Genomic DNA, 20,918 nt, shown 5'->3' with positions numbered 1-20,918 from the left:
ACACCTTAAACCTTTGTTTATCCCTTTTCAGGAGGTTTGATTTTTGCAGTTTATGGTTTGATTACCGCAACTTGGTTTTTTCAACCCGCCATAACTTTGATTTATCATTTATCACTTAAAAACAAGAAAATGGAATACAAAACATTAGGAAACACAGGGCTGCTGGTATCGCGGCTTTGTTTAGGCACCATGACTATGGGGCCGGGTACAGGTATCTATGAACATATTGGTAACGTTGGCCAAACCGATGCCGACCAACTCATTAAAAGTTCGTTCGATGCCGGCATCAACTTTTTTGACACCGCGGATGTATACTCTGCCGGTGAAAGCGAGCGGACACTCGGTCAGGCTTTCAAAAATCTGAATATCGCCAGAAAAGACGTTGTCATTGCTACAAAGGTATATTCCCGTATGGGGCCCGGTCGGAATGATGTAGGTGCATCACGAAAACACATCATGGATGGTATTGAAGCCAGTTTAAAAAATCTGCAGACAGATCACATAGACCTATACCAGATCCACGCGAACGACATTCTAACGCCAACCGAAGAGATATTACGCTCATTGGATGACTTGGTTCGCTCAGGTAAAGTACGTTATATAGGCTGCTCAAACTGGCAGGCCTGGAAAATCGCGAAAGCACTGGGCATATCTTCTTCAAAAAATCTCGCCCGGTTTGATTCCCTGCAAGCCTATTATTCTATCGCAGGCCGGGATCTGGAGCGTGAGATAATTCCTTTGCTGGAAGAAGAAAAAATGGGCTTAATGGTTTGGAGTCCGCTGGCTGGCGGCTTACTTTCAGGCAAGTTCAGCAGGGAGAACCAAAACCCCGAAAACTCCAGAAGGTCGGGCTTTGATTTCCCTATCGTTGATAAGGAAAGGGCCTGGAATATATTAGATGTTATTGCGCCGATAGCAAAAGCACATAACTGTAGCCCGGCCCGTGTTGCGCTGGCTTGGTTGTTATCAAAAAAAGTGGTTACAACTATAGTAATAGGTGCAAAACGTAACGAGCAACTGCAGGATAATCTTGCAGCTATTGATTTGCAGCTATCCGAAGCTGAGATCAAACAACTGGATGAGGTGAGCACCTTGCCGCCTGAATATCCGGGATGGATGATAGATACCCAGGGTGCCGACCGTCTTGGTGAGGTAAATCTATGGGAAGGACGTTCGTCTTAAAAGATTGTAGCAATATGCTTTAACAGCTAAGCAAACGCTTTTTAAAACAAGAAGTTTCTGATCCTTCTTCTATCAATTCATCTTACATAAAAGAGAATTAAACAACCAATGCTCATCCGGCTGGTGTTGAGGCCGGGTGAGCTTTTTACAGATGATTAGTTTAATGATATGGAATTAAAGAAAAAACGCATTTTAATTGCCGGCGGTTACGGATTAGTTGGAGGCAACGTTGCCCGCCTTATCAGAAAGCGGTATCAGGATGTTGAACTGATCCTTGCGGGCAGAACTCCTCAGCATGGAGAACAGTTAGCCCGCGAACTTGGGAATGCAAAAACTGCCTATCTTGATTTAAAAGCAGGGTTCAATGCGGAACAATACGGCGCTATCAATCTGGTAATTGCAGCAACCGAGGATCGTAGCAACATATTGCAGGAAGCAGCCATTTTAAATGGATTTGCCTGCATTACCATAACTGAGATGGCCGAAGATATTTCGCCGGTAGTGTGTCGATCATTATATAAAGCCTTCCCGGCACCTATCGTATTAGCAAGCCATTGGCAGGCAGGAATAATAACATTGATAGCCAAACAGATTTCGACAAAATTCAGCGAGATAACCCGTGTAGAAACAGCAGGCTTGTATGACGAACGGGACCCGGTTGGGCCAATGGTGGCCGAGCAGGTCAAAAAATTTGTTGGCAATGCACTCCTCCGGAGTCAGGGAGAATGGAAGTTTGTTGATGCGAAAGAGAATGCCCGGGATATTCATTTATATAACGGCACACAAGCTACCGGCTATCCAATGGGTACCCTGGATGTACCAAGTCTTGCTGCTATTACCGGTTCTCCAAATGTTCGTTTTGATTTTGCTACAGGGGTATCCATAGGTACACATAAAGGTATCTCAGCTTCGCATGATCTTTACATTGATATGGAAGGCGTACTAACGACTGGAGAAAACAGTAAGTTACGTACGATAGTTTCCGATCCGAAAGGGTACGGCCACCTCACTGCGGTCAGTATTTTTCTGATAACCGAAAAAATACTCGGTTTGGGTGATCATCCCGGCATCCCGGCAGGCGGTCTGTATCTTCCAGAAACCATCTTATTATCGGATGAAATAACAACCCGCATAGAAGAGTTCGGAATTGACGTAATAATACAGGCATTGTAATAGCGTGTTAATTATTACCACACCATAGGATCTTAACCAAAGCCAAACCCTCGAAAAACGTACCAGGGGCCTATACAATATGCTCTTAAAAACTATTCCCCTTACATTTGTTAAAGCCCCCTGCCCCCAATAAATACACGGCTGCTCCATTTGGAGACAGCCTTTTTTGATAAAAATTGTATTATAGAATAACAATGGGTTGCGATACATTTGCAAGCGGATCTATCAGTGGTCTAAATTCCATAACTGTATCTCATGAACTCAGAACCCGCTTTTCAGAAAGCAGCCAATCATTATTTTAAGTCATTTTCTATATTACTGTTATCAGTGCTATTTTATGCCCAGGTTTGCTCAGGACAAGCGCTGCCTCTGGACCGAAATATGGAAAAGGCGGTCAAAAATGGAACACGAACAACGACAGGTTTTCCAGGTAAAAAATATTGGCAAAATTCGGCTGACTATAAACTCGATATCCATTTTGATCCTGAAACACTGGAACTGATCGGGGAAGCGGAAATCGCTTACATAAATAACAGCCCCGATACGCTTTCTACGTTATTATTTAAGCTCTATCCTAATTTATATAAAGCCAATTCGATGAGGAATACCGGCATCGCAAGTTCGGATCTGGGCCCCGGTGTCAGGATTAGCGCCATGAGCGTCGACGGATCACCGGTTGATAGTGTGAATAGACGTATCAACGGAACCAATATGCACATCCGTGGTTTGAAAATTACGCCAGGCAAACACACCGCCATCAAAATATCTTACACTTACAAGCTCAATGCAGGGTCGTTCAACCGAACAGGACAGATTGAAAAAGGTGCCTGCTTTGTGGCCTATTGCTTTCCAAGGGTGGCTGTTTACGATGATATTGACGGCTGGAATGAATACCCTTACTTGGGCAAGGAAGAATTTTATAATGATTACGGCAATTTTAACGTACGCGTTACTGTACCCGGCAATTATCAGGTATGGGCTACCGGCGACCTGAAAAATACGGCTGAGGTTTATGAACCAGAGTTCGCTGCCCGGATCGCCAGGGCAGAGTTGCAGGACAGTATTGTTGATATTATCAGCAACACGGACATTGAAAAAGGCCATATCACTAAAAACCGCAACCTGAATACCTGGATGTTTGAAGCGACCGGTGTAACCGATTTTGCCTTTGCCGTAAGCAACCATTACGTTTGGAAAGCATCAAGTTTAAAAGTAGATGCAAAAACCGGGCGGCGAACCCGTGTAGACGCCGTATACAACCACAGGCACAGTACCTATTACCCGGTTGCGGGTTATATCAGGCAAACCGTGCAGCAAATGAGTTATCATTTTCCGGGTATACCTTTTCCTTATCCGCACATGACCATTTTTGACGGATTGGATGCGATGGAATATCCGATGATGGTGAATAACCTGCCTTTTGAAGACCCAAAGGATATGGTTGAATTTACAGCACACGAAGTTTTTCATACGCTTTTTCCTTTTTATGTGGGTACCAACGAAACCAAGTACTCTTTTATGGATGAGGGCTGGGCAACAATGACGGAATTTCTGTTTCACCCTTTTCTGGACCCTGCTGTTGAACTAAAATATGATCTGAGTTCAGTAAATGACTATGCCGGCCTGGCAGAAGATGTACCTGTAATGACACCCACCGCACAGCTTTACGGCAAAGCACGTTTTGCTGATAAAGACCTAAAACCTGCGCTTGCCCTTTTTTATCTTAGAGAAATGCTGGGCGAGCGAAAATTCCTTCAGGCAACACGCCATTTTATTAACTCATGGGCGGGAAAACATCCATCTCCTTTCGATTTTTTTAATAGTATGAATGCAGAAGCTGGTGTAGATTTGAACTGGTTTTGGAAAGCATGGTACTTTGAAAAGGCAATCCCTGATCTCGCTATCAGCAATGTTAAACGTTATGGCTCAAGCTATCGCATCACAGTTACTAATGTCGGTAAAGCACCTGTGCCTGTTCATTTAACAGTGCTTTTAAAAAGCGGCCGAAAGCTTAATATAACAAAGACGGCGGAGATATGGTCACAGAACCGGGTTAAGATTGTTATATCATTCAAAGCCGCCGAGCAGGTGGAACGGGTGTTACTTGGCAATGCTTATGATGCAGATGTAGATCCGCAAAACAACAACTGGCATACTTCCGGCCGATAAACGCTCAAAAAGCACCTGTAAACAATTCATATTACTACACTGGGTGGTAAATTAATGTTTAATAGCTTATCGCTTCGTTGTAGCTGCCTGCGGTATTGGGATCGTATATTGCATCGAATGCGACTTTACAAACACAGTTTGATGCGGTATAAGGTACAGAAAGGTTTGTAGTTACCATAGTTGGAAGAATTCCTTTTTCAATTGCGGGTTGCCTGTTTCGCTCTAAGTTCCGGGCGCTTCATCGGCTTTTTGAAGATGTGATCTGATCGTGGTAACGATTTCCAATTTTTCGTGATCCTTTAATACGCCCAGTGCCACTAAAGGTAAAATACCCGAGTTTAATGTTATAATGATCTGACTGCCGGTCCAGAAATTCTTTTTAAAGCTGATATCCCTAATGGCATGATAGGGAGAAAAGGTTAAAGGCCCCGTGTCCATCCCCAGTTTGGATAGCCCCGATCCCTTTGGAATTTCCCGGTAATAAAAGCCTTTGTTATCCAGCCGGGCCCGCTCCACACCTTTGGCGTATCTGATATAAAGATATCCGCCTGCAATAAAACCAGCTTTAAAAAATAACAGCATAATGGAAACAATAAAGTCAAATACGCCATCAAAGCTGATCAATATAATTTGAAAGTTGTACCATAAATTTTGATGGGGATCAATCCCGCCGAAAGTGGCACCAAGCCCCACCAGGATCAGGATTATACCGATGATAACAGACCGGTAAGCCGGAAGGTAGTAGCTTTTAGTTTCCTGCATCATTTTTGGTTATAATTACCTGGTTCCGCTCTATAATCATTTTAGGTATAGAAAAATGGCAATTAATATCTTACCGGCTAATACTTTTTCCGCTGAATGAATTAGCGGTTACCGCGAGCCGGCAACTACAAAATTTAAACTTTTACCCTTTCATCATATTTTGCAACAACGCGGCATCCACATCATTAGTAATTATACCGTTGATAAATAGCTGAAGGGCTTCAAATATCTCATCCCGATTATTCAAGCTATGAAAAAGGTAAAAATCCGCTACAGATATATAAATAGCTGCTGTCCCTTGAATATCCAATTCCTGCCGGTATAGCCCCTTTGCCACGCCATTCAATAAATTTAATTCAATTACTGCTTTCAGGCAATTGCCCTTAAATTTACGAAGCGCTCTTAAAGCCCTCGGATACCTTTTGAGTATAACTTCATTAAACACATTTCTCAAAGCGATCAATTCCTTAAAAAGACCCCGTTGAAGTACTAACTCCTGAACAGGGTCTTTTGAGGTTTCAATATTTGAGCTGATAATATTTTTACATTTTTTTATTAAATGATCAATTACCGTTTCAACCAGGACGGCTTTATTGTCAAAATATTGGTAAACAGTTTTCTTCGACATGCCTGTAGCTGTCGCAACCTCATCCATCGTTACACTAACAATACCATATTTTATAAAAAGTTCAATCGCACAAACTATTATAAACGCTCTTTTATCGTCCATTTTTCGCTTATTAACTCATATCGTCCCTCAAGAAACCCGACACACCACTGCTATTTATCTGTTTTAGCGGTAACGTAATTGTAAATAGCTACCCGCACATAAAAATCCGCGAATGCGGTAACAACTGTACCGGATGCCTGCTGATACGCGGTTTGCGCATCAAGCACTTCAGATACAGTGGCTAAACCAGCTTTGTAATTATCCTGATTGACCTTTAAATTTTCAGTAGCCTGCTCCAGGTTGTCTTTGGCATAGCGGATCTGCGTTAGCTGGTCCTGCATATCATACCAGTAACGGATTATTCCTACCCGCAATTGGTTTTGCCCGTCCTTATAATCGTTCCGTGCAATTTCTTCATTGATCCTGCGCTGGCTGATCTTCTGCTTGCCGCGGCCCCACAAACCGTTAGATATGGGTATACTAAGAGTTACAAAGCTGGCCGGAGAAAAAGTACTGCCTATGCTATTGCCAAAAGAACCCACCTGTGAGGCACTCACACCTACCGCCAGGCTGGGCAAATTATCACCGTTAGATAACCGGGTTTGCAGCTTTTCGCCCAACACACGCTTGGTTAACAACTGGTAATTGGTATTTCTATCCAAAGCGGTATCGGGTTGCAATGAAGGCAGTGCGGGGGTATTGTTCTTATCAAATGTATCCTGCATCACCATTAGCGAGTCGAAAGGGATACCGGTATATACCGAGAAATCAAGCAGGGCTACACGACGGCCATTTTGTAATTTGCTTTTGTTAACGAGTAGCTGGCTTAACTGCACTTTTACTTTCAGCAGATCATTACGGGCAATCAGGCCCGAAGCCAGCATATCCTTTTGCATCTTAAGCACACTGTTAAGCAGGGTTTCGTTAACAGCCAGCGTTTTTTGCTGTTCCTGTATATTCACCAGGTTCCAGTATTTCTGCTCGGTTAGTAAAATGACCGAATCGGCCGATTGCTTTTTGCGGATCTCGTTTACCTGCAGTTGCAGTGCGGCCAATTCGTTTCCTGTTTTGATTTTACCGCCGGCATAAATTGTTTGTGTGCCTGTAACGCCTAAAAGGTAAAAGTTGTTGATGCCTTTGGGTAATACATCCGGAATGGCCGGAACAAAATCTTTAAAGCCAAACAACCCGACACCCGTAGCGCTTACGGAAGGCAAATAATCTGATTTAGCCGCGGCCACCTCTGCTTTTGCCGAATTTACCCGGAGCTGGCCATTTTTAAGCGCGTAACTATAGGCAATGGCGGCCTCCTTGCTTTGCTGCAGGGATATGGTATGCTGCTGGGCATTTGCCTGCAAGCCGGTTAATATAATGATGGATATTATTAATACTTTCATGATGATATACTTATGCGGTTACAGTTTGCGGTGTTTCGTTCTCCGGGTTGTTTTTGTCCTCCTTGCGAAAGAAAAGCCAGTACAGGGTAGGCAGCACAAACAAGGTTAGCAGCATGGATAACAATAACCCAAAACAGATAACGGTACCCAGCGGCCCCCATAACGATGACCTGCTGATCACCATCGGTATTACGCCGACAGCCGCTGCGGAAGAGGTTAAAAAGATTGGCCGCATTCTGCGTTCGGCAGAAAGTTTTGCCGCTTCAAATACGGATTTACCTTCATGTAACCGTAATTCTTCTGCAAAGTCAATCAATATGATACCGTTACGCACCACAATACCGCAAAGGGCAAGCAAGCCAAGAAACGAGGTAAAGCCGAACGGATAGCCCATGATGAACAGGCCGAACGCGGCACCCAATAAACTTAACGGCATGGTGGTGATACTGAGCAAGGCATGTTTGAGATGTTTAAAATGCCACAGCAAGATCAGGAATATCAAAATGATACTTACGCCAAGCGCGATACCCATTGGGCCCTGGTTCTCTCCCTGTAGCTCCAGTTCACCCCCATAACGCAGCTCTACCCCTGCCGGAAGTTTTATTTTTTCGATAGCGGGCTGCATATCCATCAATACGGCGTTGGCCACCGCGTCCTGGGTTACATCCATACGCACGGTTAGCGTACGCACGCTATTTCTGCGGGTTATCTGGCCATCATTCCAATCCGGATTTACATCCGCAACCTGTCTTAACGGAATGATTGATTGGGTTTGTGGTGATACAATGTTCAGGTCGCGCAGGGCTGAGAGGTCACTCCGCGACGCTTTTGGTGATTTGATTTTCACATCCACCGCGTAGGTGTTTTCCCAGATCTGCGTAGCTGTAATACCTTCTGAATGCATGGCTATTGCATTGGCAATATCACTCTTGCTTAATCCAAGCCTTGAAGCTTCGGCCGCTTTAATATCTATTTTAAGGGTTGGCTGTATCTCGTTATAATCTGTTCTGGCCCAGGTTACCTGTTTATGCGTTTTACCAATAGCCAATACCTGGTTAGCCACCTGTTTTAAAGCCGGAATATCGTTTCCGCTGATCCTTACCTCTATGGCGGCCAGCGCGTTGATCATGTTCAATTGTTTCATGCGAACATACGCAGCCGGAAACAGGTTGCCGTATTTATGCTGATAATCAACGATCACCTCCGCGGTCGCGTCTTCAGATTCAGTTTTGATCAGGATTTGCGCGTAGTTTTTTGAGGGCAGGTTTGGCGCGTATACCGAATGGAAACGCGGCGAACTGCTGCCGATAAAGCTGGTATAATTCAAAATTCGTTTATCCTGCTTTAATATTTTTTCCATGCCCTTAACCACGCTGTCTGTTTGTGAAAGCCTGTAACCTGATGGCAGGTAGATCTCCATAGCGAATTGATTTCGCTCTACTTTTGGGAAAAGTTGCTGAGGCAGCACCCCCATAAGGGCTATGCCGATCACCACAGACAGCACCGCGAAAAATACGGTGAGCTTGTAGTGCTTCATGGAATTACCGATGTGGCTGTTAAAAAAGTCCTGTAAGCGGTCTAAAAATGATCGCTTTTCTTCCTTTTTATTATGTAATAATCCTTTTTTGATGAACAGCGTATTAAAAAAAGGCACAACCAGCATGGAGATGATCAGCGACAGGGTAAGCGCGATCATGATGGTAACCGGGAATAAGCGGATAAAATCTTTAGCGGTACCGGTCATGAAAAATGCCAGCGGTACAAACGTTGCCGATATGGCCAGCGTAGCGGTAAACACCGATGGAAACAACTCTTTAGCACTGCTGATGGCCGCATCCCAAACCGACATGCCATGGTCCAGCTTTTCTACGTGGTTATCAATTACCACAATAGGGTCATCCACCACAATCCCCAACACCACGATCAGGGCGGCAAGTGTTACCGTATCCAGTTCAATACCGGCCATGTACATGATACCCAGCGTTGCGGCGATGGTTATAGGTATAGTTGCAGCAGCAACCGCGGCAACCCTGAATGGCAGCAGCAGCAGGGCTACACCTACCACACCAATAAGCGCGAAAGCAAATTCTTTCATAAAATGGCTGATCGAATCATCCACTACCTCCGCCTGATCGGCCAGCTTAACCAGTTGAATGTCTGCCGGCAGGCGCTGCTTTACTTTTTCAATATGCTCTTCCAGTTCCTTACCAAACTGCACAATATTTTTACCGGTGATCATCTCCAGCGAGATCACGATAGATTTTGTACCGTTGGAGGTAACGTAGCTATCCGGCTCATCGTACTCGCGTTTTAAAGTGGCCACATCGCGTAAACGAATGGAGTTGCCGCCAGGATCCTGCCTGATGATCTGTTCAGAAAGTTCGGCCTCGGTTTTATAATAAGTGCTTAAATGAATGGGCTGGTCTACTACGCTCCCCTCCTCTTTACCTGTTGCATTGATTGCGCCTTCGTTTTGCAGCACCTGCATCACATTGCTTACAGATACCCCTTTTTGCAGCAGCTTGTTGTTATCTACATAAACCGTAAGCTGCTCATTCAGGTTGCCCGTATGCGATATTTTGGCAACATCCTGTACCTGCCTTAATTCTGCCTCTATATCCTCTACATTACGGAGCAGCTCTTTATAAGGCCTTGTTTTTGATTCTACGGCCATCAGCAATGCTGATGTGTTGCCAAAGTCGCTATCAATATAAAAGCCCTTAACTTCTTTTGGGAGCTGGCTTTGTAGAATCAGCATCCCGTTCTTGATCTTGTTCCAAAACGCCTTGGTTTGAATTGCATTTTGGTTATCAGCCACTTCCACAAAAATGTACATTACGCCATCGCGTGAAAAAGAGTAGGTTTTCTTCTTGTTAACTTCGTTGTTACTGAATAAATACTCTTCTACCTTTTTAGTAAGCTGTTCTTCAACCTGTTTAGATGAAGCGCCGGGGTATTGACCCACAATGAGGCCCTGCCTGATGGTGAAATCAGGAAATTCATTTCGGGGCATGTTAAAAAGCCCGGCTAAGCCGATCAAAACAAGTACAGCGGATAGCGCGAGCGGGAATACATGGTACTCCATTGCCCATTCAATTAAGTTTGAGTTCTTCTTCATGATATGCGCTTATTTGCTGGCAATGACAGGAGTTTGGTCGGCAAGTTTCTGGTAACCGGAGGTGATCACCTGCTCATTGCCCGACAGACCGGATTTGATAGTTACGCCGTTACTGTAAAGCTGGCCCGTGGTCACATTCTTTCGCACAGCCTTGTTCTGAGCATTCATGATGTATAAAAAGTTGGTCCCTTTTTCATCAACCTGTACCGCCTGTACGGGCACAATAATTTCTTTGGCATCAGCAGATTGGATGTTTTTGTTTTCAGCCGAATGAAAAGAAACCTTGCAAAGCATGCCCGGCCTTAACTGCAAACCGGTATTAGGAAGAGCTATTTTGATATTATAATTGGCGCTACCGTTCAAAGCGATCACGCCCACTTCGGTAACCTTACCTTGCAGCGGCTGATTGCCCAGCGCATCAATTTTGATAGTTGCAGGCGTACCTGCTTTATAACGGTTGATCTCATTTTCGGGCACGGCTACCAATACTTTTACCGAGCGGGTATCTAACAATTGCAGTACCGGCTGTCCGGGATTGGCCACTGCTCCGGCTTCTGCCATTTTATCGCCCACGTAGCCGCTTACCGGGGCATAAAGATGTGTATGCGCTATATTCTGGTAGGTTGCACGCGCGGCGGAGGTAGCCTGTTCGTAATTGGATTTAGCCTCCAGCATTTTAATTTCGGCTACGCTACCTTTTTTATATACCTCGTTAATGCGGTTATAATTTTCGCTGGCCAGTTTAGCCTGTGCCAACTGTGCGTTGTATTGATTGCGATAAGTAGTTTCGTCCACCGAGCCAACTAATTGACCTTTTTTAACGAAATCTCCTGTTTTTACGGGGAAAGACAAAATAGTGCCGGAAACCTGGAAGCTCAGGTCAATTGTTTTTTCTGCTTCCAGCGTTCCATCATAAACAATACGATCATCAATTGCCGTAGCATCAGTAGATAAACTAAATACTTTTACCGTAAGCGTATCCGACCCCGGTTTCATTTTGGTGCTGTTTGAGCAGCCGGTAATCCATAGGGCAGTTATAACTGCTCCGGCCAGTGTGATCGTTGTTTTCATTTAATCAATTGAACGTTTATTGTTTTTTTGTCGATTATTACTGCATAAATAAAGCCGGATTAAACTTACCTCCCGATCAACATAATGTTTGCGAAAGGCTTTTAAAAGTCCGATCATTTAAATATTCGACAAATATACATTTTTTGTATTTTAATATTTTTTAATTTCATTGTCATAAAAGCGCTATAATGAACTTTTCATCTAAATGAATAAAATCGTTCATTATGTATGAACAAATAATGTATTTTTGTCGACAATGAAAAGGATTGAAAATGATCAGGTGCGGGAAGAAATAATTTTGGCTTCAGACGCTGTATTTGAGCGTTACGGTTATCTCAGGGTATCTATGCAGGATATTTCTAATGAGTGTAAGAAAGGGCGGAGCACGATATATCACTACTTTAAAAATAAGGAAGAGGTGCTGGATGGGGTATGCGAAAAGCTCTTTTTAAATTGTTTGGCAGAAAGCAAAGATACTATAAGCAAGCGTCGCTCTTTTTCAGCCAATATCGAATCCTTCAATATCACCAAATTAAAGCATCTCCGCCATATCGTATCAAAGTATAAACTGGCCATCGACGATCTGCGTTTAGATCCATCAGGCTTTATGTTCAAATTCAGAAGATTTGCCGAAGAAGAGATCGCTGTGTTTAAACAGATCATCCAATGGGCGATAGAAAACAAAGATATCGCCGAGCTTTCAGAAGAAGATACTGATTTTTTATCAGAAACATTGAATGCTGCTTTTAAAAGCTTTGAGCAGGAAGTACTCGTTTTTGGCAAATTCCCGCAGAGTGACAGTCAGGTTGCCTGGTTAGCCCAAATGCTGCAAAAAGGGCTGCTTTAAATATTAGGAAGTGTATTAGCCTGAAGTTACGGATGTGGCGGCGATCGCTAACAACATACCCGTACCCGCATGGAATATAGTACTAACTTGGTTACGCTGATACATAAATATCGTGCAAAATTATATTGTGCAAAACATTTATTTGTTACATGTGTTTACAGTATATGGAAGATTTACTCAAGCTCGAACATCAAATCTGCTTCCCGGCATATGCTTTTTCAAGAAATCTTACTAATCTATACAGGCCATTGCTGGCTAAGCTAAACATCACCTATCCGCAGTATTTAGTGTTAATGGTTTTGTGGGAGCACAAGCAGCAAACGGTAAATCAACTATGCGAAAAGCTACTTCTCGATACCGGAACGCTTACGCCATTGTTAAAAAGATTAGAACAAAAGGGACTGGTAAACCGGACGCGAAGTAAAGAAGACGAGCGTGTAGTAATGATTTCGCTAACAGCATTGGGTATTCAATTGAAAGAAAGCGCTAAGAATATACCCATGGAGTTGGTAAACTGCATGAACGTATCTATCGATGAACTTTTTCAGCTTAAAAATATTTTAAACAAAATTTTACAAAGGTAATGCACACTTCCAAAGCTCAAAATGTTGCCCGGATTATACTGGGAGTATTTTTAACATTTGCAGGCGTAAGTCACTTAACTTTCAATCGAACTGAATTTTTGGCTCAGGTACCGCGCTGGCTTCCGGTTAATCCGGATGTAACAGTTATACTATCCGGAATAGTTGAGATAAGTTTAGGTTTAGCGCTCATTTTTGCAGTTAAGTACAAAAAACACGTTGGCATAGCAGCAGCCATTTTTTTCGTACTGATATTTCCGGGCAACATTGCACAATACATCAATAAAGTAAATGCCTTCGGTCTTAACACAGATAATGCAAGGTTAATACGTCTTTTTTTTCAACCGGTCCTTATCCTATGGGCGCTTTGGAGTACTAACGCGCTCAAAAAGAAAAATTAAAAATCACATCAAAAAAAAGTTAAACATGAAAATTTTATTTGTGGTAACATCACATGATCAGTTAGGCAATTCGGGCAAAAAAACAGGTTTTTGGGTTGAAGAATTTGCCGCACCCTATTACAAGTTTGCTGATGCCGATTATGAAGTAGTGGTAGCCACGCCTAAAGGCGGGCAGGCACCTATTGATCCAAGCAGCGAAGCACCTTCGGCACAAACCGAAGCTACCAAGCGCTATTATAACGACACTAAAGTACAGGAAGTTATTGCCCACACCCACAAGCTTGCCGAAATGAAGGCATCTGACTTTGATGCCATATTCTATCCGGGCGGGCATGGCCCGCTGTGGGATTTAGCTAACGATCAGCATTCGGCACAATTGATTTTAGATTTTTATAACAACGGTAAATTGGTGGGTGCTGTTTGCCATGCACCGGGCGCGTTTAAAAATGTAAAGTTTGAAAACGGAGCCCCTTTTGTGAAAGGTAAAAACGTAACCGGGTTTTCAAATACCGAGGAGGAAGCCGTGAAATTAACCGACATAGTACCCTTTTTGGTAGAAGATGAGATGAAAAATTTAGGTGCCAGCTACAGCAAGGTGGAAGACTGGGGAGTACACGTAGTGGAAGACGGTTTGTTAATTACCGGGCAAAATCCGGCATCATCTGAAAGTGTTGCCGAAAAAATGATTTCGCGTTTAAGATAATTGGTTCTATAAATAAATATAAAAAAAATGAAAGTGTTATATACTGCAGAAGCAACTGCAACCGGAGGCCGTAATGGCCATGTGAAAAGCAATAACGGCGTTTTAGATGTTGAGGTAAGAATGCCAAAAGCACTGGGTGGGGCCAATGATGACTACACCAACCCCGAGCAATTATTTGCAGCGGGTTATGCTGCCTGTTTTGACAGCGCGCTGAATTTGGTTATTAAACAGGAAAAAATTTCAACCGGCAATACTACCGTAGCCGCGAAAGTAAGCATAGGGCAAAACGATGCCGGAGGTTTTGGCCTGGCAGTTGAACTTGATGTGAATATTAAGGATATAGATTTGGAAAAGGCGAACGACTTGGTAGCCAAAGCACACCAGGTGTGCCCATACTCTAATGCCACCCGTGGTAATATTGAAGTAAAATTAGCGGTTACCAATAATTAAGAATTATCCCCGGGCTTAGTTCAGCTTAGCCCGGGGTTATCTAATTGAACAAAATGTCATCAAGAGATACGATCTGACTAAGAAAATAAGCCAGGAAGATACCAGGATCATGGCTATAACTATACCATTTTCAATTTGGAAAAACTTTATAACGATCTGATCAGACGGATGTTCCATACTACGTCCCTGACCGCTGAAAAGTTAACGTCCATCTAACTTTACCATCATTATAGATCCCCTTGATAATCTCCGGAGCAGCATTTTCATCACTGATGCCATGTAAAATGATACCGGTTTTAGGCCCACCTGACCTTGGCCGGAATAAAAGGTCGCCGTTAGGTTCAGGTACCCCGCTGACAGGAACAAACAGTTGAGCCGGTCTTTGTCTGACCTTTAAAGTGATCTCACTGGCACCGATATAGCCATCGGCATAAGCTAACCGCAGTAGTTTGCCCGTACCCGTCTTCGCCGTAAACATTACCTTTTCAAACGCTTTAGCTTGCTGCCCGCTCGCGCGGACAAAGCTGAACGCCATCACTATGAATAATAAAGTTTTACAGGTCAAATGTTTCATGAGTAGATCGTGCTGCGTTCAAGGCATAACAATCGTTAACTAACTTTGTTGCGGTCAACCGCTTTCTGCATAGCTTTAAAACAGCGCATTTAATCACACCCTCCTACCATGAGCACGATTTCATGATCTTCCAACCTCGTTTGTATGCTGATCACCCCGTTTACCAGAAGCTACCGCTAAAAACTAAATTCAGGTGTACGGATCGGTATCAGACACCATGCATGGCTTGATCGCACGCAGCTCCGTACGTGTACAGGCTATGTATATTAATTGCTTGTCATTGCCGAACGGATGATCTAATTTAAGCGGTTGCGTAAATGTTTTGATTGCCTGAGCGGTCAATCGGTCATTGACCCACTTTACATCCCGCGCATTTGTAACACCAAGCAAGTCACTGGTAAAAACGGGATTGCCCATCATTCTTTTTTACCCGGCCGCTTCTATTGCTTGTCTGAACAGCGGTTACATATTCTGACCTTATTTTCAATTTTTCATCATAGTTTTTTACCTTTACTATTATAATTAGTAATGCTGACAAACTCTCAAAAAACAATACCCATTGATAAGACACTGATCGTATCACAGGAGCATCTTGATATCGCGCTTAATCAGGTCAGACTCGGATTCTGGGAACTGGATCTGGACGGCATGACGCTTAATTGTACACCGCAGTGCAAAATGAACTTCGGCATGGGCGACAGACCAAGTTTGAGCTATGAGGAACTGCTGGCGTGTATCGTTCCTGAAGACAGGCAAATGATGCAGACCGATGTCGCCAAAGCTTTGGTTCCGGGTAACGGTATATATCATTCACAATACCGGGCAAGACATCCTGACGGTAGCCTGCATTGGATTGAAGCGAACGGAACGGTTTTATTCAGAGATAACACACCTTATCGTATGATCGGGACGACTTTGGATATCACAGAGAAAAAAGATCTGGAATTATTGAAGGATGAATTGCTTAATGTGGCTACACACGAACTGAAAACACCTGTTTCAGCAGTAAAGGGCTATTTACAAATCCTTCACCGGTTTATTGAGACAACGCATAACGAGAAGTTCATTAATATTTCAAACAGGGCACTGGGTTCGACAGAACGCATTACCCGGCTGTTAACAGAGATAGCGGACCCGGCTCATCGCCATCTTAACCAAATCCGGTTATCCAGAGAACATTTTGACCTGCGGACACTTATTGATGAGATTGCAGGGAATGCCATGCTGATCAATCCAGAATATACTATAGAGATTTTTTGTACTGGCAAATCCTTTATGGTATTGGCTGACCGGTTCCGGATCGGACAGGTATTGACTAACTTGGTTAATAATGCCATTAAATATTCTCCTGATCATAAGCATGTCGATATCCGTTTAAGCACGGAAGATAGCTGGAACAAAGTGCAGGTTATTGATTCCGGCATAGGTATCAATAAAGATGAACATGCAAAAGTTTTTCAGAAGTTCTACCGGACGGGGAGCGGTTCCAAAATCGCCGGAGGATTCGGCATAGGCCTGTATCTCAGTTCAGAGATCATTACACGGCACGGCGGACAGATCGGAATTGAGGAAAAAAAGCAAGGTGCCGGTACTGAGTTTTATTTCACACTTCCTAATTGATTAAAGATCTCTATTTAGACGATATGCGAACAGTAGAAATCAGCAATAATTAAATGCAACTGCAACTTAATCAATTCCGCCGTTTAAGTTTTTTGCTCTTTAAAAATTGCTGCGTCTTAATATTTTCCCACATGATCAGCTTTTCGTCAATCCGATGAAATGCCCTGATCTCTCCGTCCTGCGAGATGACCAATCCAAGACTGCCGGGATGGTTCCAGCAATAAGCGATCATTGAACGATGCCTTGTACCAAAATGGCTGGGATCTGCAGGTATTAAACTTTTGGGACTTGCGGTCGCTGTTGGGGAAACAAATATCTTTCTCGGCATTCTTCTTGTTTTCAGTACGCCGCCAAATCCCTGAGAGACCATATCCCGTGAGAATAGCAGAACACCATCAACACAAGTGTGCGAAGCCAGAAAAGAAATACATCCTTTGATCTCATCAGCTATTTCTTTTTTGGCAAACAAGGATCGCGATTCTTCCAGATACCAGTTCTTGGCGATGGCTTTCTTACCGCTGCTGATATGGTCATCGATCATTGTTTCAGCAACATAATTATTGACGGTTTCTTTTGCATAATTGCTGATGGCAAATTTCAGCCGGTCATACCGTACCTTATACTTTACATCGATCTCGTTATGATCATCAGTGATCAGGATCGCTCCGCCGTGATGATAGTTTTGAATGCGAAGTAACAACCTTGATAATATCTGTATCCAGATCCCGTCCATAAAAGCTTCCCAGTCTTCAAAATATTCCTCTTTATGCGAGGCTAACAAAAAAGTTTCCAATTCTGATTTAAGGTGCGCAGCATTCGCTTTTAATATTTTAGATACCGGCCCGATGGTAAATACATCCAGATAGCGCGGCACCAGCACATTCTGTTTAAGTGTGGCTAAAAGTTCATAGTCAAAAAGTACATTCAATGTGCCAATATCATTGATGCTTACCTGAAACAGACCGGGTTGTTCAGAGCCGGATTCTGATTCGTAATTCAAAAAATTTTGATAATGGATGGCCTGATCGATCATTCCCCAGATAAACAATTTGCCTTGCTGGTCATAATAAACGGCAAGTGATGTACTTGACGGATCAGAAGCTTTGGAAAGTTTAACCAGCGACTTGATCGTCATTTCTAACGGGAGATCAAACTTAACGCAGCTCCAACGTTCCGCAACAATTTGCTTAGGTGGTTTGGGATCAGGATTTTCCGGGTCGATCAGCGTGACGGTTACTTTAACCAGGTCACTTTCTTCGGTACGCATACTGGTAAAAAAGAGACATTCAAAAAGGTCTTCCAAAACACTTAACGGTGGAGCGGGGAGAGACAACTTAGTATGCTGAAGTTTTTCCAACACATGAAGTGCGAGGTCTTTCGGTTTAGCGTTCAACAAGCCCATTGATCCTGATTTAAATATATGCCATTCAACAAAACATACGGTGTAAAAGTTGCAACGGATGCATTATAATTTTTGTTTAATCATCACCCTATCGGGGTCTACCTAAGTTGGCTGAGTTTTTGCCATATACAGCGAAACATCAAGAAACTATGGAAACCATCAATTCATCATCCTTAAAAAGCAAAATGGAGGTTATTAATGACCTTAAAGAAATACTGGAATTAGTTAATGACGGAAAGGAAGGTTACCAGTCTGCCTCCGAAGCAACAGAAAACCCTGAGTTGAAAGCATTATTTTCAAAACTTTCAGGCGAACGTATCGTTTACGCAGCCGAATTAAAAGAACACATCGCGCTACACGGTGAGGATGCTGAGAATGATAATGGAGGGATTCTGGGCGGCATACACCGAACATGGCTTACCATTAAACAGGCGCTGAGCAGTAAAGAGGATAAAGCGATACTTAGCGCCATTACCACCGGCGAAAAAGCCGCATTACAGAAATATGATACATGCATTGCGGATTATACAGACCATGCAGATCATATAACATTACTTACCGAACAAAGGGAAGGTATCAGATCTGCCCTGTCAGAGATCGAATCACGGATAGTTCAGGAAAATAGTTAAACATAAAGGGTTGCCAAAAAGCAACCCTTTATCATTTACAAATTAACTTCCTTCAGATACAAATGAAACCTTTGTGGGCTCCTTTAACATTTCCGCGATCACCGCTCTGACTATCTTACTTCGGGTTTGAGAGGATTGTTTTGGGTTAACGATATAGATGAGCAGTACTTCTACCCAGTTATTCTGATGGATCCTGAAATTTACGAAAGGAAATTCTTTGATCTCAAAGTCTTCTACCAGTACCTCAGAGATCTGATCACGCATATCCGGTATGCTCTCCTTCGTCTTGGCGTCCAGTTGTTCCAGGCAGGCTTTACGCACCGTATGCTCAACCCAGTCCAGGTCACTGTTGAATGTAATATAAAATGATACCTCATTCCATACCAGGGGTAATTTTTGCCATGAGTAATTGTAAACCTGGTTTTGAAAGATAAGGCTGTTCGGAAACCTGATCAGCCTGCCGCTGGGCAGATCACTGCTCATCAGGTTCCCGGCAAATTCCCAAAGCGTAGTATCTAAAAAATTTATTTCCACAACATCACCGTTAAAACTTCCAACCTGTATCCGGTCACCTACCTTGAATGGGCCCCGCATAATGATGTAGAACCATCCGATCAGTGAAGCGATAGGCGTTTGTAAAGCAAAGCCCAGCAACAAGGAGATTAGACCGAGTGACACCGCTGCCGTATACCAGTTGGCGTTCAAAAAAGAAATGAATATAAATATGATAACGATGTAAGTAACCAGTCGTGTAACCTGTATCAGGTTATATAATAATCCTTTATCAAATGCGGCTTTGGCTATCTGGGTTTGTATAAAGGTAGATATGATAAGGATTGCAAAGCTGCAGGCGCCTGCAAAAAGAAGGTGGTCAAATAACTCATGATATGAGCCTATGAAATTGAAGATCTTCAGTCGGATCAGGAAAATAACGATGATGCAGGTAACAGCACCTGTAATATAAGTACCTATCTTTGATTTTTTAACATCGTCATTATGCAACTTTTTGATAGTTGCTTTTTGTTCGGGTGTAGCCTCCTGAGCTTTAATTTCCATTTTCTTGATACTGTAACTTTATTTTACGAAAAATCTCAACAATTAGTTTTTTACTTGATCATGCATGATTTTTCTATCGGTTGGATGTAGTATAGATTGTCAAGACTATAATTTTGCAGATTCAAAAAAAATAATTTATCACTAAGCGTTTTCCTGAAAGCTTCTAAAGGGCCGCCATAATTTCGACTAAAAATTATCAATTAGTCATGCTTATCCAGGGAGTATCGTGTTTCCCGGTATTCCCTGGGTGCGAAACCCATGGTTTTGGTAAACAAGCGGGAGAAATAGAACGGGTCTTCGATCCCAACCCTAAAAGCGATCTCCCTGATGCGCAAGCGGGTAAATTGCAGGTACTGGCAAGCCTTCTGGATCTTCAGGTGGTTAAAATACTCTATCGGCGAAAAACCCGTTTTTTTCTTAAAAACCGCCGAGAAGTGACTGACAGACAAGTGAACTGCTTCCGCGAGCTCCGACAAGGTAAGTTCCTGTCCGACATTCTCCTGCATAAAATTGATGGATCTTTCATACAGGTCGCCATATTTATCCGGCTTGTGTGTGGTGACACGGTCGCTAAAAAGAAATGTATTCAAAAATTGCAGGAAGACAAGATTGATATAGGTGAGATTCTCCATACTATAACCTTGTTCAAGAGAAGTATAAAGCCTGTCAAAGAGATCGATCCTTTCCTGAAGAAAAACAATGCTGGATTTATAACTGTCTGATTTCCCCAAAAGCACTTGCAGCAACGCGTCTGACTGCGCACCCTTAAAATGGCACCAATAGATGGTCCAGGGGCTATCCTCACTGGCCTCGTATGAATGCGCCGTCCCATGCGGGATGATAAAAAAGTCGCCCGGCAATATTTTATATGGCGTATTTTTAATAATGACGGAACCTTTTCCTTCCACACAATAAATCAAAATATTCTGTTCGGCACCCTGCGCCCGCTTTCTTTTGTGCAGCCGGGCCTTGGGATAATAGCCGATGTCGGTAATAAAGGCTCCTCCGATCGTTGGACTATCCGCGCAAAACCTGTTTTGTATGGAGCGGGGAATAACAATGGCCCGTTGTCCATCAAAACCATCTTTTTTAAAGTTCATCATATAGCACTGC

19 protein-coding genes are annotated in these 20,918 nt (G+C 43.1%); 9 read left to right on the top strand and 10 right to left on the bottom strand.

Translation table 11 applies throughout. The annotated features are described in order from the left end of the window. Positions 1–129: 129 nt before the first annotated feature. From LJ707_RS09375 to LJ707_RS09365, 3 genes are all read left to right on the top strand, one after another. The gene (locus LJ707_RS09375) at positions 130–1,182 is read left to right on the top strand and encodes an aldo/keto reductase (protein WP_228950548.1); all 1,053 of its coding nucleotides are present in this window, start codon (positions 130–132) and stop codon (positions 1,180–1,182) included. A 168-nt stretch (positions 1,183–1,350) separates the two neighbouring features. Next, complete coding sequence (locus tag LJ707_RS09370; protein WP_228950547.1) at positions 1,351–2,355, top strand: hypothetical protein; 1,005 nt, start codon at positions 1,351–1,353, stop codon at positions 2,353–2,355. Between the two features lie 381 nt (positions 2,356–2,736). Next, positions 2,737–4,524 carry a M1 family metallopeptidase gene (locus tag LJ707_RS09365; protein WP_228950546.1) on the top strand — a complete coding sequence of 596 codons (1,788 nt, stop codon included), beginning with the start codon at positions 2,737–2,739 and terminating at the stop codon, positions 4,522–4,524. 222 nt (positions 4,525–4,746) lie between these two features. Here the strand turns inward: LJ707_RS09365 and LJ707_RS09360 are convergent, their stop codons facing one another. The 5 genes from LJ707_RS09360 to LJ707_RS09340 all read right to left on the bottom strand — a co-directional run bounded on the left by LJ707_RS09360 (position 4,747) and on the right by LJ707_RS09340 (position 11,542). Next, positions 4,747–5,289 carry a hypothetical protein gene (locus LJ707_RS09360; RefSeq protein ID WP_228950545.1) on the bottom strand — a complete coding sequence of 181 codons (543 nt, stop codon included), beginning with the start codon at positions 5,287–5,289 and terminating at the stop codon, positions 4,747–4,749. A gap of 139 nt (positions 5,290–5,428) precedes the next feature. Next, positions 5,429–6,016 carry a TetR/AcrR family transcriptional regulator gene (locus LJ707_RS09355; RefSeq protein ID WP_228950544.1) on the bottom strand — a complete coding sequence of 196 codons (588 nt, stop codon included), beginning with the start codon at positions 6,014–6,016 and terminating at the stop codon, positions 5,429–5,431. Between the two features lie 50 nt (positions 6,017–6,066). Then, positions 6,067–7,353, bottom strand: coding sequence for a TolC family protein (locus LJ707_RS09350; protein WP_228950543.1), 1,287 nt, complete (start codon positions 7,351–7,353; stop codon positions 6,067–6,069). Between the two features lie 10 nt (positions 7,354–7,363). Beyond that, positions 7,364–10,471 (bottom strand): efflux RND transporter permease subunit, encoded by a 3,108-nt coding sequence (locus LJ707_RS09345; protein WP_228950542.1) that lies wholly within the window; start codon positions 10,469–10,471, stop codon positions 7,364–7,366. 9 nt (positions 10,472–10,480) lie between these two features. Next, complete coding sequence (locus LJ707_RS09340) at positions 10,481–11,542, bottom strand: efflux RND transporter periplasmic adaptor subunit (RefSeq protein ID WP_228950541.1); 1,062 nt, start codon at positions 11,540–11,542, stop codon at positions 10,481–10,483. A gap of 256 nt (positions 11,543–11,798) precedes the next feature. Between LJ707_RS09340 and LJ707_RS09335 the strand changes: the two genes are divergently transcribed. The 4 genes from LJ707_RS09335 to LJ707_RS09315 all read left to right on the top strand — a co-directional run bounded on the left by LJ707_RS09335 (position 11,799) and on the right by LJ707_RS09315 (position 14,524). Beyond that, positions 11,799–12,389 (top strand): TetR/AcrR family transcriptional regulator, encoded by a 591-nt coding sequence (locus tag LJ707_RS09335; RefSeq protein ID WP_228950540.1) that lies wholly within the window; start codon positions 11,799–11,801, stop codon positions 12,387–12,389. 164 nt (positions 12,390–12,553) lie between these two features. After that, a complete protein-coding gene (locus LJ707_RS09330; protein ID WP_228950539.1) occupies positions 12,554–12,973 on the top strand; it encodes a MarR family winged helix-turn-helix transcriptional regulator in 420 nt (139 codons plus the stop codon). A 423-nt stretch (positions 12,974–13,396) separates the two neighbouring features. Continuing rightward, positions 13,397–14,074, top strand: coding sequence for a type 1 glutamine amidotransferase domain-containing protein (locus LJ707_RS09320; protein ID WP_228950537.1), 678 nt, complete (start codon positions 13,397–13,399; stop codon positions 14,072–14,074). Positions 14,075–14,101: 27 nt separating this feature from the next. Beyond that, positions 14,102–14,524 (top strand): organic hydroperoxide resistance protein, encoded by a 423-nt coding sequence (locus LJ707_RS09315; protein WP_255678825.1) that lies wholly within the window; start codon positions 14,102–14,104, stop codon positions 14,522–14,524. Positions 14,525–14,702: 178 nt separating this feature from the next. Here LJ707_RS09315 and LJ707_RS09310 read toward each other — a convergent pair whose 3' ends face one another. Both LJ707_RS09310 and LJ707_RS09305 read right to left on the bottom strand, forming a co-directional pair. Next, positions 14,703–15,098: a hypothetical protein gene (locus LJ707_RS09310; RefSeq protein ID WP_228950536.1), complete on the bottom strand. Its 396-nt coding sequence runs from the start codon at positions 15,096–15,098 to the stop codon at positions 14,703–14,705. 189 nt (positions 15,099–15,287) lie between these two features. Next, the gene (locus tag LJ707_RS09305) at positions 15,288–15,518 is read right to left on the bottom strand and encodes a hypothetical protein (RefSeq protein ID WP_228950535.1); all 231 of its coding nucleotides are present in this window, start codon (positions 15,516–15,518) and stop codon (positions 15,288–15,290) included. A 108-nt stretch (positions 15,519–15,626) separates the two neighbouring features. Here LJ707_RS09305 and LJ707_RS09300 point away from each other — a divergent pair, with 108 nt between their 5' ends. Next, positions 15,627–16,718 (top strand): PAS domain-containing sensor histidine kinase, encoded by a 1,092-nt coding sequence (locus LJ707_RS09300; protein ID WP_228950534.1) that lies wholly within the window; start codon positions 15,627–15,629, stop codon positions 16,716–16,718. 70 nt (positions 16,719–16,788) lie between these two features. Here the strand turns inward: LJ707_RS09300 and LJ707_RS09295 are convergent, their stop codons facing one another. After that, a complete protein-coding gene (locus tag LJ707_RS09295) occupies positions 16,789–18,120 on the bottom strand; it encodes a putative sensor domain DACNV-containing protein (RefSeq protein WP_370632387.1) in 1,332 nt (443 codons plus the stop codon). Between the two features lie 149 nt (positions 18,121–18,269). On the opposite strand from LJ707_RS09295, the gene LJ707_RS09290 reads away from it, so the two are divergent. Continuing rightward, on the top strand, positions 18,270–18,749 hold the full coding sequence (locus tag LJ707_RS09290) for a PA2169 family four-helix-bundle protein (RefSeq protein ID WP_228950532.1): 480 nt from the start codon (positions 18,270–18,272) through the stop codon (positions 18,747–18,749). A 42-nt stretch (positions 18,750–18,791) separates the two neighbouring features. On the opposite strand, the gene LJ707_RS09285 is transcribed toward LJ707_RS09290, so the two are convergent. Continuing rightward, entirely contained in the window at positions 18,792–19,805 is a 1,014-nt protein-coding gene (locus LJ707_RS09285) for a mechanosensitive ion channel family protein (protein ID WP_228950531.1), read from the bottom strand. Between the two features lie 200 nt (positions 19,806–20,005). Next, positions 20,006–20,908, bottom strand: a complete 903-nt coding sequence (locus tag LJ707_RS09280; RefSeq protein WP_228950530.1) for an AraC family transcriptional regulator — start codon at positions 20,906–20,908, stop codon at positions 20,006–20,008. Positions 20,909–20,918: the final 10 nt, after the last annotated feature.

The organism is Mucilaginibacter sp. UR6-1, from assembly GCF_020880975.1.
GTDB lineage: Bacteria > Bacteroidota > Bacteroidia > Sphingobacteriales > Sphingobacteriaceae > Mucilaginibacter.
Note: the sequence above shows the minus strand (reverse complement) of the source record. Positions and strands in the feature narration are given on the sequence as shown.

Coding starts and splice junctions, on each gene's coding strand:
- LJ707_RS09285 (WP_228950531.1), bottom strand. CDS start 19,805: ATGGAAATTAAAGCTCAGGAGGCTACACCCGAACAAAAAGCAACTATC.
- LJ707_RS09375 (WP_228950548.1), top strand. CDS start 130: ATGGAATACAAAACATTAGGAAACACAGGGCTGCTGGTATCGCGGCTT.
- LJ707_RS09305 (WP_228950535.1), bottom strand. CDS start 15,518: ATGATGGGCAATCCCGTTTTTACCAGTGACTTGCTTGGTGTTACAAAT.
- LJ707_RS09335 (WP_228950540.1), top strand. CDS start 11,799: ATGAAAAGGATTGAAAATGATCAGGTGCGGGAAGAAATAATTTTGGCT.
- LJ707_RS09345 (WP_228950542.1), bottom strand. CDS start 10,471: ATGAAGAAGAACTCAAACTTAATTGAATGGGCAATGGAGTACCATGTA.
- LJ707_RS09365 (WP_228950546.1), top strand. CDS start 2,737: ATGGAAAAGGCGGTCAAAAATGGAACACGAACAACGACAGGTTTTCCA.
- LJ707_RS09370 (WP_228950547.1), top strand. CDS start 1,351: ATGGAATTAAAGAAAAAACGCATTTTAATTGCCGGCGGTTACGGATTA.
- LJ707_RS09315 (WP_255678825.1), top strand. CDS start 14,102: ATGAAAGTGTTATATACTGCAGAAGCAACTGCAACCGGAGGCCGTAAT.
- LJ707_RS09300 (WP_228950534.1), top strand. CDS start 15,627: ATGCTGACAAACTCTCAAAAAACAATACCCATTGATAAGACACTGATC.
- LJ707_RS09295 (WP_370632387.1), bottom strand. CDS start 18,120: ATGGGCTTGTTGAACGCTAAACCGAAAGACCTCGCACTTCATGTGTTG.
- LJ707_RS09320 (WP_228950537.1), top strand. CDS start 13,397: ATGAAAATTTTATTTGTGGTAACATCACATGATCAGTTAGGCAATTCG.
- LJ707_RS09350 (WP_228950543.1), bottom strand. CDS start 7,353: ATGAAAGTATTAATAATATCCATCATTATATTAACCGGCTTGCAGGCA.
- LJ707_RS09340 (WP_228950541.1), bottom strand. CDS start 11,542: ATGAAAACAACGATCACACTGGCCGGAGCAGTTATAACTGCCCTATGG.
- LJ707_RS09280 (WP_228950530.1), bottom strand. CDS start 20,908: ATGATGAACTTTAAAAAAGATGGTTTTGATGGACAACGGGCCATTGTT.
- LJ707_RS09330 (WP_228950539.1), top strand. CDS start 12,554: ATGGAAGATTTACTCAAGCTCGAACATCAAATCTGCTTCCCGGCATAT.
- LJ707_RS09290 (WP_228950532.1), top strand. CDS start 18,270: ATGGAAACCATCAATTCATCATCCTTAAAAAGCAAAATGGAGGTTATT.
- LJ707_RS09360 (WP_228950545.1), bottom strand. CDS start 5,289: ATGATGCAGGAAACTAAAAGCTACTACCTTCCGGCTTACCGGTCTGTT.
- LJ707_RS09310 (WP_228950536.1), bottom strand. CDS start 15,098: ATGAAACATTTGACCTGTAAAACTTTATTATTCATAGTGATGGCGTTC.
- LJ707_RS09355 (WP_228950544.1), bottom strand. CDS start 6,016: ATGGACGATAAAAGAGCGTTTATAATAGTTTGTGCGATTGAACTTTTT.